At 66.8% G+C, this 13,459-nt stretch carries 13 protein-coding genes; 6 read left to right on the top strand and 7 right to left on the bottom strand.

Annotated features, from left to right (window positions below; genetic code table 11):
• Positions 1 to 6: 6 nt before the first annotated feature.
• The 4 genes from ACFQNJ_RS15330 to ACFQNJ_RS15345 form a co-directional block, all read right to left on the bottom strand.
• Positions 7 to 648 carry an MBL fold metallo-hydrolase gene (locus tag ACFQNJ_RS15330; protein WP_382259150.1) on the bottom strand — a complete coding sequence of 214 codons (642 nt, stop codon included), beginning with the start codon at positions 646 to 648 and terminating at the stop codon, positions 7 to 9.
• A gap of 31 nt (positions 649 to 679) precedes the next feature.
• A complete protein-coding gene (locus tag ACFQNJ_RS15335; RefSeq protein ID WP_382259152.1) occupies positions 680 to 1,888 on the bottom strand; it encodes a CaiB/BaiF CoA transferase family protein in 1,209 nt (402 codons plus the stop codon).
• Between the two features lie 39 nt (positions 1,889 to 1,927).
• A complete protein-coding gene (locus ACFQNJ_RS15340; protein ID WP_382259154.1) occupies positions 1,928 to 2,890 on the bottom strand; it encodes a LysR family transcriptional regulator in 963 nt (320 codons plus the stop codon).
• Positions 2,891 to 3,100: 210 nt separating this feature from the next.
• The gene (locus tag ACFQNJ_RS15345; protein ID WP_382259156.1) at positions 3,101 to 3,904 is read right to left on the bottom strand and encodes an exodeoxyribonuclease III; all 804 of its coding nucleotides are present in this window, start codon (positions 3,902 to 3,904) and stop codon (positions 3,101 to 3,103) included.
• On the opposite strand from ACFQNJ_RS15345, the gene pyrE reads away from it, so the two are divergent.
• Together pyrE and ACFQNJ_RS15355 are read left to right on the top strand one after the other, a co-directional pair.
• Positions 3,903 to 4,613, top strand: a complete 711-nt coding sequence (gene pyrE, locus ACFQNJ_RS15350) for an orotate phosphoribosyltransferase (protein ID WP_382259158.1) — start codon at positions 3,903 to 3,905, stop codon at positions 4,611 to 4,613. The two genes, ACFQNJ_RS15345 and pyrE, sit on opposite strands and share 2 nt — an antisense overlap.
• Positions 4,614 to 4,625: 12 nt before the next feature.
• The gene (locus ACFQNJ_RS15355) at positions 4,626 to 5,348 is read left to right on the top strand and encodes a DUF4124 domain-containing protein (RefSeq protein ID WP_374639432.1); all 723 of its coding nucleotides are present in this window, start codon (positions 4,626 to 4,628) and stop codon (positions 5,346 to 5,348) included.
• Positions 5,349 to 5,408: 60 nt separating this feature from the next.
• On the opposite strand, the gene gatB is transcribed toward ACFQNJ_RS15355, so the two are convergent.
• Genes gatB through gatC form a run of 3 tightly spaced genes read right to left on the bottom strand, consistent with a single transcriptional unit; the run spans position 5,409 to position 8,667 of the window.
• Positions 5,409 to 6,872 (bottom strand): Asp-tRNA(Asn)/Glu-tRNA(Gln) amidotransferase subunit GatB, encoded by a 1,464-nt coding sequence (gene gatB / locus ACFQNJ_RS15360; RefSeq protein ID WP_382259160.1) that lies wholly within the window; start codon positions 6,870 to 6,872, stop codon positions 5,409 to 5,411.
• A 2-nt stretch (positions 6,873 to 6,874) separates the two neighbouring features.
• Complete coding sequence (gatA, locus tag ACFQNJ_RS15365; RefSeq protein WP_382259162.1) at positions 6,875 to 8,371, bottom strand: Asp-tRNA(Asn)/Glu-tRNA(Gln) amidotransferase subunit GatA; 1,497 nt, start codon at positions 8,369 to 8,371, stop codon at positions 6,875 to 6,877.
• Entirely contained in the window at positions 8,368 to 8,667 is a 300-nt protein-coding gene (gatC, locus tag ACFQNJ_RS15370; RefSeq protein WP_374639435.1) for an Asp-tRNA(Asn)/Glu-tRNA(Gln) amidotransferase subunit GatC, read from the bottom strand. The genes gatA and gatC overlap by 4 nt, the downstream gene beginning before the upstream one ends.
• Positions 8,668 to 8,931: 264 nt before the next feature.
• Between gatC and ACFQNJ_RS15375 the strand changes: the two genes are divergently transcribed.
• The 4 genes from ACFQNJ_RS15375 to mrdA are packed head-to-tail and all read left to right on the top strand — an operon-like array spanning position 8,932 to position 13,458.
• Positions 8,932 to 9,975, top strand: a complete 1,044-nt coding sequence (locus ACFQNJ_RS15375) for a rod shape-determining protein (RefSeq protein ID WP_382259165.1) — start codon at positions 8,932 to 8,934, stop codon at positions 9,973 to 9,975.
• A gap of 50 nt (positions 9,976 to 10,025) precedes the next feature.
• Positions 10,026 to 10,976 (top strand): rod shape-determining protein MreC, encoded by a 951-nt coding sequence (gene mreC, locus ACFQNJ_RS15380; RefSeq protein ID WP_382259167.1) that lies wholly within the window; start codon positions 10,026 to 10,028, stop codon positions 10,974 to 10,976.
• Positions 10,973 to 11,503 (top strand): rod shape-determining protein MreD, encoded by a 531-nt coding sequence (mreD, locus tag ACFQNJ_RS15385; protein ID WP_374639438.1) that lies wholly within the window; start codon positions 10,973 to 10,975, stop codon positions 11,501 to 11,503. The genes mreC and mreD overlap by 4 nt, the downstream gene beginning before the upstream one ends.
• Before the next feature lie 5 nt (positions 11,504 to 11,508).
• Positions 11,509 to 13,458 carry a penicillin-binding protein 2 gene (gene mrdA / locus ACFQNJ_RS15390; RefSeq protein WP_382259169.1) on the top strand — a complete coding sequence of 650 codons (1,950 nt, stop codon included), beginning with the start codon at positions 11,509 to 11,511 and terminating at the stop codon, positions 13,456 to 13,458.
• Position 13,459: the final 1 nt, after the last annotated feature.

Below are 13,459 nucleotides of genomic sequence, written 5' to 3' on the forward strand. Positions count from 1 at the left end.
GGCCTGTCAGCGGCCTTCGCCCACGAAAGGATTGAATCGCCGCTCCTCGCCAAAGCTGCTCTCCGGTCCGTGACCGGGGATGAACACCGTCTCATCCCCCATGGGCCAGAGGCGCTCGCGGATGCTGGCAATCAGCTGGGCGTGGTTGCCCTGCGGGAAGTCGGTGCGGCCGATGCTGCCGGCAAACAACACGTCGCCCACGAAGGCGCGCTGCGCCTGTGGGCTGTGAAACACCACGTGCCCTGGTGTGTGGCCCGGGCAGTGCCGCACGTTCAGCGTGCAATGGCCAATCTGCACCGTGTCGCCGTCGGCCAGCCAGCGTGTCGGCGTGAAATGCCCGGCGGGCGGAAAGCCGAACATCTGGCTCTGCTGGGGCAGGGCGTCGATCCAGAACTGGTCGCCGGGGTGTGGTCCGATGATGGGCAGTGCCAGCCGCTCGGCCAGGGCGGCCGTGCCACCGGCGTGGTCGATGTGGGCGTGGGTCAGCCAGATGGCCTTGAGGATCACGCCCAGCAGGCGTGCGGCCTCGATCAGGCGGTCGATGTCGCCGCCCGGGTCGATCACGGCGGCGTCCATGGTTTCGTCACACCACACGATGGAACAGTTCTGGGCAAAGGCGGTGACGGGAATGGTGCGGTACTGAAGCATAGGGTGGATGGGGAAAAGGTGGCTGGCCGAATCAGCGGATGAGTCCGCGCGCGCGCAGGGCAGCGATCTGCTCGTCGGTGTGGCCGAGTTCACGCAGAACGGCGTCGGTATCCTCACCCAGGCGCGGTGCCGGGCTGCGAATGCCGCCGGGTGTGACCGAGAGCTTGGGTACGATGCCCGGCACCTCGACCTCGTAGCCCTCGCGCGTGCGCTGGGTCAGGATCATGTCTCGGGCGCGGTAGTGGGGGTCCTCGGCAATGTCGCGGGCGGTGTAGATGCGGCCGACCGGCACCTGGGCCGCATCCAGGGCCGCCAGCACCTCGTTCACGGTCCGCTCGCCGGTCCAGTGGCCGATGGCGCCGTCGATTTCCGCCACCGATGCCACCCGCCCGGTGTTGCTGGCCAGGTCCGGCCGCTCGGCCAGATCGGGGCGCCCGATGGCCACCATCAAGCGCTTGAAGATGCTGTCACCATTGCCGGCCACCAGCACCTGGCCATCCTGGCAGCGGTAGGCATTGGACGGCGCAATGCCGGGCAGGGCGCTGCCGGCGGGCTCGCGCACCGTGCCGAATGCGCTGTATTCGGGAAGCAGGCTCTCCATCACGTTGAACACCGCCTCGTGCAGGGCCACATCGACCACCTGTCCGCGGCCGGTGGCCTGTCGGTGATGCAGCGCCGCGAGGATGCCGATGACGCCATGCAGCGAGGCCAGCGTATCGCCGATGGACACCCCGCAACGCACCGGCACGCGGCCTGGCTCGCCCGTCAGGTGGCGCAGGCCGCCCATGGCCTCGCCAATCACGCCGAACCCTGGTTTGTCGCGGTAAGGGCCGGTCTGGCCATAGCCCGAGATGCGCAACAGGATCAGGCCGGGGTTGGTGCTGGCCAGTGACGCATAGTCCATGCCCCACGCCTCCAGCGTCCCGGGGCGGAAATTCTCGACCAGCACGTCGGCCTGCGCGATCAGCTCGCGGGCAATGGCCTGTCCTTCGGGCTGGCGCAGGTCCAAGGCGATGGAGCGCTTGTTGCGCGACTGGACCTGCCACCAGACCGAGGTGCCGTCCTTGATCAGCCGCCATTGGCGCAATGGATCCCCGCCTTCGGGAGGTTCGATCTTGATGACGTCGGCGCCCAGATCACCCAGTGTCTTGGCGGCAAAGGGGCCGGCAATGAGCTGGCCCATCTCGACGATCTTCAGGCCCTGCAGGGGGCCGGGCGCGGTGGCGGTGCTGGCGTTCATTGGGCAATGCGGTGGCAGGGACTTCGCGCCGATTGTCCCTCAGTCATGTGCCTTCGCGGCCGTCAGAGGTCGGGAGCCTGACCACTCCCCGCTGCTGCTCAGGCGCTGCATCAGTGCCACCGCCAGTTCCGCCACCGCCTGACAGGCCGGTGAGCGGGGGATCTGGGCCGAACTGCACACCGCCAGTGTGCGGTCGAGCCGGGTAACCGGTGTCACCCTCAGCAGGCCCGCCTGGATCTCGGGCAGCAGGGGCATGACCGGCAACAGCGTGCGACCCATGCCGGCCAGCAGGGTGGTGCGCAGGATGCTGATGGAGCTGATGTCGGCCTCCACGCGCGGCGGGGGCAAGCCGGCCATGGCCGCAGCCGCCTCGATGATGGGACGCACGCCATGCGGGCTGGCCGGCAGGATCAGCGGGCGTGACAGCGCCTGCCGCAGCGAGAGGGGGCGTACCGGGGGGCGGCCTTTGGCCGGTGTCGGGCTGGCGTCCTCGGGTTCGATCAGATGCAGTTGTTCGCTGAGCACCCGGGTCACCGAAAAGCCGCCCAGCTGGCCATCCTCGAACAGCACCGCCAGCTGGATCTGACCGGTGCGCAACTGGCGCGTCAGGTTGCCCGTGAGTTCCTCGGTCAGTTCCAGCGTGACCTTGGGCAGGCGCTGGCGGACCTCACGCAGCAGCGGCAGGGCCAGGGCGTTCGACGCGCTGTGCGGGATGCCGAACACCACCTTGCCCTCGGGTTCCTCGTCGGTGCTGCGGGCGCTGGCCAGCGCTTCCTCGGCCTGACGCAGGATGGACACCGCGTGCGGAAAGAAGCGCTGACCCGCCTCGGTCAGCTCCACGCCCCGGCGGGAGCGGTCGAACAGGGGGGTGCCCAGCTCGTCTTCCAGCTGCGCCAGCTGGTGGCTCAAGGCTGATTGGGCCACGTACACCCGCTCGGCGGCCTTGGTGAAGCTGCCGCTGTCGGCAATCGCCACGAAGTAGCGCAGTTGTCGCAGTTCCATGGGGTTGGATCTTCCATCTGTTTTCCAGATGGTAGCGTCACCATTCTGTATTGGACAGATGGATCTGCCTGACGTCCAATCTCTTCACCAACCCGATCGGACGATCGGCCCTGACGGCCACCCGCCATCAGCCAGTGCCACACCCGGCCAGGCCCTTGTCCGAAGCACTGCTTACCGGTGGTGTGGATCCAGGGTCTCGGCGTCCCCGGATCAGAGTCCGAGTTCGTACTCGATGGTGATGGGCGCGTGGTCGCTGAACTTCTCGCCCTTGTAGATGGATTCGGTGCGCGCCGTGGCCGCCAGAGCCGGTGTGGCCAGGTGGTAGTCCAGACGCCAGCCCACGTTCTTGGCGTAGGCCTGACCCCGGTTGCTCCACCATGTGTAGCAGGCATCGGTCGCGTCGGGCTGCAGTTGCCGGTACACATCCACCAGACCGCCTTCGCCCAGCAGCCGGGTCATCCAGGCGCGCTCCTCGGGCAGGAAGCCGCTGTTCTTCTGGTTGCTCTTCCAGTTCTTCAGGTCCTTTTCGGTGTGCGCGATGTTGACGTCGCTGCAGATGACGAACTCGCGCTGCGCCTTCAGGGCCATCAGGTGCGGGTAGATCGCGTCCAGGAATCGGTACTTGGCCTCCTGCCGTTCCGGTCCTGAGGAGCCGCTGGGAAAGTACACGCTGATGACCGAGAGCTTGCGTGCGGGTGTGTCGAAGCGCAGTTCGACATAGCGCCCCTCGCTGTCGAACTCGCCACCGTCGAAGCCGGTGACCACCTCGCTGGGCTCGTGCCGGGTGTAGACCGCCACGCCTGAGTAGCCCTTCTTCTCGGCAAAGTGGAAGTGCCCGCGCAGGCCGGCCAGTTCCTCGAAGCGACCGCTCACGTCGGGCGCCTGGGCCTTGACTTCCTGCACACAAATACAATCGGGTGCATGCGTGGCCAGCCAGGTTTCCAGCCCTTTGCTGGTGGCCGAGCGGATGCCGTTGAGGTTGAGGCTGGTCAGTTTGAACAAGGACATTCCCATGGTCTCTGAAAAGGGTGCCGCACCGGCCGAAGGTGGTGTGCTGGCGCAGGATTTCGTGCAGTTCTGTGTCGATGCCGGTGTCTTGCGCTTTGGCGAATTCAAGACCAAGGCAGGCCGGATGAGCCCCTACTTCTTCAACGCCGGTCTGTTCGACGACGGTGCGAAGCTGGGCAGGCTCGCGCAATTCTATGCACAGGCCCTGATCGCCAGCGGCATCGAGTTCGACATGATCTTCGGGCCGGCCTACAAGGGCATTCCCCTGGGTGCGGCGGTGGCCATCGAGCTGGCCCGCCAGGGGCGCAACGTGCCCTTCGCCTACAACCGCAAGGAAGCCAAGGACCACGGCGAGGGCGGCACCCTGGTGGGTGCGCCGCTCAAGGGACGCGTGCTGATCGTGGACGATGTCATGAGTGCCGGCACCGCGGCGCGCGAGTCCATTGCGCTCATCCGGGCGGCGGGCGCCGCCCCCCATGCGGTGGCGATTGCCCTGGACCGGCAGGAGAAGGCCACCGAGACCGGTGCCGACGGCGTGCTCAGGGATGTGGACCACAGCGCCGTGCAGTACGTTCAGCGCGAACTGGGCCTGAAAGTATGCGCCATTGCACGTTTGGCTGATTTGATGCAGTATCTGGACTTAAAAGCCGGCGGGGATCTGGACGTCCACCGCGAACGTGTGCTGGCCTACCGGCAGCGATACGGCGTTCAGTGAGGAATCCCCATCTTGCCCAGGACCAGCCGCTTCCCCGTTCTTCTGTCCGGCGCCCGTGCCGGCGCGGGTGCCATGGCGGTGCTGGCCATGCAGGTCGCCGAGGTGCCCGCGCAGACTTCGCGCACGGAGGTCAAGCCGGGAATCTACAGTTGCACGGACGCGAGCGGCCGCCGCATCACATCCGACCGACCCATCACCCAGTGTCTGGACCGTGAACAGCGGGAGCTGGGCAGCAGCGGCACGGTCAAGCGGGTCATTCCGCCCAGCTACACCGCCGATGAGCGGGCCCGCATCGAGGCCGAGAAGCGCAAGGAAGCCGAAGCACAGGCCCGGATCGCCGACGAAAAGCGTCGCGACAAGGCCTTGTTCATGCGCTACCCGAACAAGGCAGCGCATGACCGCGAGCGGGCCGAGGCCCTGACCCAGATCGATGAGGTGATTGCGGCGGTCAACAAGCGGGCAGAGGCCCTGAACCAGCAGCGGCGCGAGATCGACACCGAGCTGGAGTTCTACCAGAACGACCCGAAGAAGGCGCCGGAGTGGCTGCGCCGCAAGCTCGAGGACAACGACCACGAACAGAAGACGCAGCAGCGCTTCCTGTTTGCGCAGGTCGAGGAAAAAGCCCGCGTCAACGCGCGTTTCGATGAAGAGCTGGCTCGCCTGCGTCGGCTCTGGGCGGAACATGGCGTCAGCGGCGGCAGCGGCAATGCCGCCACCGCGGTGACCCGGCCCTGACCGCCGCCTGCCAGGACAAAGGCCCGCATCGCGGGCCTTTCGTCATCGGGCGTCGGGCATTCAGCCCTGCAACTTCTGCTTGAGCAGCTCGTTGGCCTGTTGCGGGTTGGCCTTGCCCTTGCTGGCCTTCATGACCAGGCCCACCAGCGCGTTGAAGGCCTTGTCCTTGCCGGCACGGTACTGCTCGACCATGGGCGCGTTGGCGGCCATCACCTCGTCGATGATCTTTTCCAGCGCGCCGGAATCGTTCATCTGCTTGAGACCCTTGGCTTCGATGATGGCGTCGACATCCTGGCCTTCACCGGCCCACAGCGCATCCATCACCTGCTTGGCTGCGTTGTTGGAGATGGTGCCGTCGGCGATGCGCTTGAGCAGCGCGGCCAACGTCTCGGCGCTGACGGGCACCTGCGCGATGTCCTTCTCTTCGTGGTTCAGCCGGCGCGAGACCTCGCCCATGATCCAGTTGCTCGCCATCTTGGCCTGACCGGATGCCTTGGCGGCGGTCTCGAAGTAGGCGGCCATGGCCGGGCTCTGTGTCAGCGTGGTGGCGTCGTACTCGGGCAGGCCGTAGGCGGCCACCAGGCGCTCGGCCATCTGGCGCGGCAGCTCTGGCATGCTGGCCTTCACCTCATCGACCCACGAACGCGCGATCACCAGCGGCGGCAGATCGGGGTCGGGGAAGTAGCGGTAGTCGGCCGCGTCTTCCTTCGTGCGCATGGCGCGCGTCTCGCCGGTGTCGGGGTCGAACAGCACCGTGGCCTGCTGGATGGCGTGGCCGTCCTCGATCTGTTCGATCTGCCAGCGCACCTCGTAGTCGATGGCCTGCTGCATGAACTTGAAGGAGTTCAGGTTCTTGATCTCGCGGCGCGTGCCCAGAGGCGCGCCCGGCTTGCGCACCGAGACGTTGGCGTCGCAGCGGAACGAGCCTTCCTGCATGTTGCCGTCGCAGATGCCGATCCAGGTCACGATCTTGTGCAGCTCTTTCGCGTAGGCCACGGCCTCGGCGCTGGAGCGGATGTCGGGCTCGGTCACGATCTCCAGCAGCGGCGTGCCGGCGCGGTTGAGGTCGATGCCCGACTGGCCGATGAAGTCCTCGTGCAGGCTCTTGCCCGCGTCCTCTTCGAGGTGGGCGCGCACCAGGCGCACGGTCTTCTTCTCGTCGCCCAGGTAGAACGACACCTCGCCGCCCTGCACCACCGGGATCTCGAACTGGCTGATCTGGTAGCCCTTGGGCAGGTCGGGGTAGAAGTAGTTCTTGCGCGCGAACACGCTCTGCTCGGCGATGTGCGAACCCAGCGCGAGGCCCAGGCGAATGGCGTGCGCCACCGCCTCGCGGTTCATCACCGGCAGCGTGCCTGGCAGGGCCAGGTCCACCGCGCAGGCCTGGGTGTTCGGCTCGGCGCCAAAGGCCGTGGGCGCGCGGCTGAAGATCTTGCTCTGCGTGGCCAGCTGGGCGTGGGTCTCGAAGCCGATGACGACTTCGTAGCCTTGCACCAGCAGGGAAACTTGTTTCTTGTCGCTCATGTTCAGAAGCCCTCCGGCGACTTGGTGTGCCAGTCGGTCGCGCGCTGGAACGCATCGGCCGCTTGCAGCAGTTCGGCCTCACGGAAGTAGTTGCCGATCAGCTGCAGGCCCACGGGCAAACCGCCCGCCCCGAAGCCCGCCGGAACGCTCATGCCAGGCAGGCCGGCCAGCGAGGCCGGTAGAGTGAAGATGTCGGCCAGGTAGTTGGCGACCGGGTCGTCGCTCTTCTCGCCGATCTTCCAGGCGGTGGTCGGCGCGGCCGGGCCGGCGATCACGTCGCATTGGGTGAAGGCGTTCTGGAAGTCCTGCGCGATCAGGCGGCGGATCTGCTGCGCCTTGAGGTAGTAGGCGTCGTAGTAGCCGTGGCTCAGCACGTAGGTGCCGATCATGATGCGCCGCTGCACCTCGGGGCCGAAGCCCTCGCTGCGCGACTTCTTGTACATGTCGATCAGGTCGTCGTACTGCGCGGCGCGGTGGCCGAACTTCACGCCGTCAAAACGGCTCAGGTTCGACGAGGCTTCGGCCGGCGCGATGATGTAGTAGACCGGGATGGACAGCTCGGTGCGCGGCAGCGTGATGTCCACCAGCGTGGCACCGAGCTTCTCGTACTCGCTCAGCGCGGCACGCACGGCGGCCACCACATCGGTCGCACAGCCTTCGCCAAAAAACTCCTTGGGCAGACCGATGCGCAGGCCCTTGAGCGGCTGGGCGGCGCTGGCCCCTTCGCGCGGGGTGCCCAGCAGGCGCGTGTAGTCCTCGGCCGGGTGGTCCAGGCTGGTGGAATCGCGGTCGATGTCCGGACCGGCCATGGCCGTCAGCAGCGTGGCGCAGTCGGCGGCACTGCGCGCCATCGGGCCGGCCTGGTCCAGGCTGGAGGCGAAGGCGATCATGCCGTAGCGCGAGCAGCGCCCATAGGTGGGCTTGATGCCGGTGACGTTGCAGAAGCTGGCCGGCTGGCGGATGGAGCCGCCGGTGTCGGTGCCGGTGACAGCGGGCGCCAGGCGCGCGGCCACGGCCACGGCCGAACCACCGGATGAGCCACCGGGCACACGCGCGGTGTCCCAGGGATTGCGGGCCACGCCGTAGGCGGAGTTCTCGTTGCTGCCGCCCATGGCGAACTCGTCGCAGTTGAGCTTGCCCAGGGTCACGGCGCCGGCCTTGGCGAGGTTGGCAACCACGGTGGCGTCGAACGGGCTCTGGTAACCCTGCAGCATCTTGCTGCCGGCGGTGCTGGGAAAGTCCTTCGTGACGAAGATGTCCTTGTGCGCCAGCGGCACCCCCAGCAGAGGGCCGTGTTCGCCCGACGCGATGCGGGCATCGGCGGCGCGGGCCTGTGCCAGCGTGGCGTCTTCGTTGAAGGCCAGGTAGGCGCCGAGGTTCTGGTGCTGTTTTGCGCGCGCCAGCAGGGCCTGCGCGGCTTCGACGGCAGAGGTCTGCTTGTCAGCGATGGCAGCAGCCAGTTCGGCCACGCCCATCTGGTGGATGTCGTTCAAGCTCATTCAATCACCTTGGGCACGAGGAACAGGCCGCGCTCGACGGCAGGGGCGCTGCGCTGGTTGGCCTCGCGGTTGTTGGGCTCGCTGGCCACGTCGGGCCGCAGGCGCAGGCTGACATGGTCGATGACGGCGGTCGGGTGGGCCAGCGGCTCGACGCCGGTGGTGTCCACCGCCTTCATCTGCTCGACGATGTCGAAGAAGCCGTTGAGCTGGGTGAGCATGCGCTCGGCCTGGGCCGGCGGCATTTCCAGCCGGGCCAGGTTGGCGATGCGGTCGATGTCGGACAGGGTCAGGGACATGACGGGATGTTGAAAGTGCGCGTCAGGGGCGTGAAAGCTGCCGGTGGTCGGCTGACCCCCGAAACGGCGTGTAAATTGGGAAGAAACCGCCCCGTTGCGTGCAGTTATGCACAGGGGATACGGTATTATCCGTGGTTTGGCGGCGAAACCGGCGTGCGAGCGCTTTTTGCCGCCGAATCAACCACTTAGGCCTCCGGATTTCACCCCCTTTCTCGGCGACGGCCGGGCGACGCCCTGACCGTGCCCCACAGGTAACCTCGCACCATGTTTGAAGCGTTCCGTCGGCAGTTTTCCACCGACCTGGCCATCGACCTCGGCACCGCCAACACCCTCATCTACGTTCGCAACAAGGGCATCGTCCTGGACGAGCCGTCGGTGGTGTCCATCCGCCACGAAGGCGGCCCCCAGGGCAAGAAGACCATCCAGGCGGTCGGCCATGAGGCCAAGGCCATGCTGGGCAAGGTGCCCGGCAACATCGAGGCCATCCGCCCGATGAAGGATGGCGTGATCGCCGACTTCACCGTCACCGAGCAGATGCTCAAGCAGTTCATCAAGATGGTGCACCCGCGCTCGATGTTCAAGCCGAGCCCGCGCATCATCATCTGCGTGCCCTGTGGCTCGACTCAGGTCGAGCGCCGGGCCATCCGCGAGTCGGCCCTGGGCGCTGGCGCGTCCGAGGTCTACCTGATCGAGGAACCCATGGCCGCGGCCATCGGCGCCGGCCTGCCGGTGTCGGACGCTTCGGGCTCCATGGTGGTCGACATCGGCGGTGGCACGACCGAGGTGGGCGTGATCTCGCTGGGCGGCATGGTCTACAAAGGCAGCGTGCGCGTGGGTGGCGACCGCTTCGACGAGGCCATCATCGCCTATATCCGCCGCAACTACGGCATGCTGATCGGCGAACCCACGGCCGAGGCGATCAAGAAGCAGATTGGCAGCGCCTTCCCCGGCTCCGAGGTCAAGGAGATGGAGGTCAAGGGCCGCAACCTGTCCGAAGGGGTGCCGCGCAGCTTCACCATCAGCTCCAACGAAATCCTCGAAGCGCTGACCGATCCGCTGAACAACATCGTCTCGGCGGTCAAGATGGCGCTGGAGCATACCCCGCCCGAGCTGGGTGCCGACATCGCCGAGCGCGGCATGATGCTCACCGGTGGTGGCGCGCTGTTGCGCGACCTGGACCGCCTGCTGGCCGAGGAAACCGGTCTGCCGGTGCTGGTGGCTGAAGAGCCGCTGACCTGCGTGGTGCGCGGCTGCGGCATGGCCCTGGAGCGCATGGAGCGCCTGGGCACGATCTTCACCAGCGAGTGAGCGGACGCCGAGCCCGCCCGCAGGACTGACACCACCGCGACCGACCTGACATGCCACTGGGCACGCTGGACCGGACGCCCCCGCCGTTCTTCAAACAGGGCCCGTCGGCCCTGTCCAAGCTGGTCGTGTTCAGTGCGCTGGCCCTGTTCCTGATGGTGGCCGATCAGCGTTTTGGGGTGGCGCAGCCGCTGCGCTCGGTGCTGGCCACGGTGCTCTATCCCCTGCAATGGCTGGTGATGCAGCCGGTGGACGCGGTGCGGCAGGTCGGCGACTACGCCAGCACGGTGCACGCGGCCCGGCAGACCGAGGCCGAGGCGCGCCGTCAGCTGGCCGATCAGGCCCAGCGCAGCCTTCAGGTCGAGCAACTCGCGCTGGAGAATGAACGTCTGCGGGCCCTGCTGGCGATGCGTGATCGCGTGCAGACCAGTGCAGTCGGCGCGCAGGTGCTCTACGATGCGGCCGACCCCTATTCGCGCAAGGTCATCATCGATCGGGGGCAGGCGCAAGGCATCGAGCTGGGATCGCCGGTGATTGATGACCTGGGGGTGCTCGGACAGGTGACGCGCGTGTACCCGCTGGTGTCCGAGGTTACCCTGCTGGTGGATCGCGACCAGTCGATTCCGGTGCTCAACGCGCGAACCGGGGTCCGCAATGTGGCCTTTGGTCAGCCGGGCGTCCAGGGTGATGGACTGGAGCTGCGCTACACGCTGGCCAATGCCGACATCAACGAGGGCGATCTGCTGACCACCAGCGGGGTGGATGGGGTCTATCCGCCGGGACTCCCGGTGGCCCGGGTGATCAGTGTGGAGCGGCGGGCCGAATCCACCTTCAGTCGCATCCTGTGCGAGCCGCTGGCGCGCACCGATGGCGCGCTGCATGTGCTGGTGCTCACGCCCTTGACTTCCAGCCAGCCGGCCAGGCCCGAGGTTGATTCGGCCCAGGCCCGTGCCCCGCTGATCCGCCGTGCCGGTCCGGGCAGGCCCGAGGAGCCGCGACCATGATCATGCGTCCTGGTCAGCAATTGCTGCTGCCAGCCAATCCGGTGTTCATCTGGTTCAGCCTGCTGGCGGCGCTGTCGCTGAACATGCTCATGAACGTGGGCCTCTGGGGGCGTGCGCCGTGGATCCCCGATCTGCTGGCGGTGGTGCTGGTGTTCTGGAGCGTGCACCAGCCCTTGCGCATCGGTGTGGGCGTGGCCTTTCTGTTCGGGCTGGCGATGGATGTGCACCAGGGGGCGCTGCTGGGGCAGCATGCGCTGGCCTACACGGTGCTGGGTTTCTTTGCCATCTCGATGCATCGGCGCCTGCTGTGGTTTCCGGTGCCCAATCAGGCGATCCAGATTCTGCCCCTGTTTGCGGCGGCTCACCTGCTGTCGTTGCTGGTGCGCCTGCTGGCGGGTGATGGTTTTCCGGGTTGGTCCTACCTGCTCACACCGGTGTTCGAATCGATTCTGTGGCCGTTGGCGAGTGTGATTCTGCTGGCGCCGCAGCGGCGCGCGCCCGATCCCGACGCGAACCGTCCGCTGTAGTCGCCATGACCGAGATCAAGGACGTCGAAGCCGATCTCTCCCGGTTCCGCCTCCGGGTTGTGGTGGCGGGCCTGGCGGTGCTGGTGGCCTTCGGGCTGATCGTGGCCCGCATGGTCACCCTGCAGGTGCTGCGCCATGAGGATCTGTCGGCACAGGCCGAGAGCAACCGCACCGCCGTGCTGCCGGTCGTGCCCAACCGGGGCCAGATCCTGGACCGTCACGGCCGCGTGCTGGCGTCCAACTACTCGGCCTACACCCTGGAGATCACGCCCTCCAAGGTCGAGGACCTCGATGAGACCATCGAGGCACTCTCCGAGGTGGTGGAGATCACCCCGCGTGACAAGCGGCGCTTTCGCAAGCTGATGGAGGAGTCACGGCGCTTTGATTCGCTGCCCCTGCGCACCCGCCTCACGGACGAAGAGGTGGCCCGCTTTGCCGTGCAGCGCTACCGGTTTCCCGGCGTGGACGTCCGGGCCCGCCTCTTTCGGCAGTATCCCCACGGTGAAACGGCCAGCCATGTGATCGGCTACATCGGTCGCATCAACCAGCGGGAAAAGGAGGTCATGGACGACTGGCCCGATGAGGAGCAGGCCAACTACCGGGGTACCGAATACATCGGCAAGCTGGGGACCGAGCAGAGCTATGAACGTGAGCTGCATGGCATCACCGGCTTCGAGCGGGTCGAGACCTCTGCCGGGGGGCGCGCGGTGCGGTCGCTGGCCAACGAGCCCGCCACGCCGGGCAACACGGTGGTGCTGTCCATCGACATCAAGCTGCAGCACCTGATCGAGACGATGTTCGGCGAGCGCCGTGGCGCCCTGGTGGCCATCGACCCGCGCAATGGCGAGGTGCTGGCCTTTGTCTCCAAGCCCACCTTCGACCCCAATCTCTTTGTCGAGGGCATCGACGTCGAGAACTGGAAGGCACTGAACGAGTCGGTCGACAAGCCGCTGCTCAACCGTGCGCTGCGCGGCACCTACCCGCCCGGCTCCACCTACAAGCCCTTCATGGCACTGGCGGCCCTGGAGACGGGTACCCGCAAGGCCTCGACCGTCATCAACGACCCGGGCTTCTGGATGTTCGGCAACCACCGCTTCCGCAGTCACGGTGACCACGGGCTGGGTGCGGTCGACATGCGGCGCAGCATCATCAAGTCGAGCAACACCTACTACTACTCCCTGGCCAACGAGATGGGGGTGGACGCCATGCACGACTTCATGAAGCCCCTGGGCTTCGGGCAGATCACGGGGATCGACCTCAAGGGTGAGGTGCGGGGCGTTCTGCCCAGCCAGGAGTGGAAGCGCAACGCCTACAAGCGGCCAGAGCAGCAGAAGTGGTATGCCGGCGAAACCATCTCGCTGGGTATCGGCCAGGGCTACAACAACTTCACGATGCTGCAACTGGCGCACGCCATGGCCACGCTGGCCAACGGCGGGGTGAAGTACCGCCCGCGCCTGACCATTGCCACCGAGGATGTGGTGACCCGTGAGCGCCATCCGCTGCCCGACCAGCAGCCCGAATCCCTGGGGTATCGCCCCGAGCACGTGGAGACGGTCCTCTCGGCGATGCACGCTGTGACCACCGAGGGCACGTCGACCCGCGTGTTTGCGGGGGCGGGCTACGCCAGCGGAGGCAAGACCGGTACGGCTCAGGCGGTGACGATCGGACAGAAGGACCGCTACGATGCCCGCAAGCTGGAGGAGCACCAGCGGGATCACTCGCTCTATGTGGCCTTCGCACCGGTTGAGAAGCCGACGGTGGCGCTGGCCGTCGTGGTCGAAAACGCCGGCTTCGGTGCGGCCCACGCCGCACCGATTGCACGCCGGGTGTTTGACTACCTGCTGATGGACCAGTACCCGAATCCGCAGGATCTGGCGGCGGTGCAGAAAGGTCAGGCGGCGGCGCCGATCGGGACGCCACTCAAGGCCAGCGAGGTGCCTTGGCCTCCTCAGTAGG

Origin of the sequence: Hydrogenophaga bisanensis (genome assembly GCF_042665135.1) — a bacterium.
In the GTDB taxonomy this organism is placed as follows: domain Bacteria; phylum Pseudomonadota; class Gammaproteobacteria; order Burkholderiales; family Burkholderiaceae_C; genus Hydrogenophaga; species Hydrogenophaga bisanensis.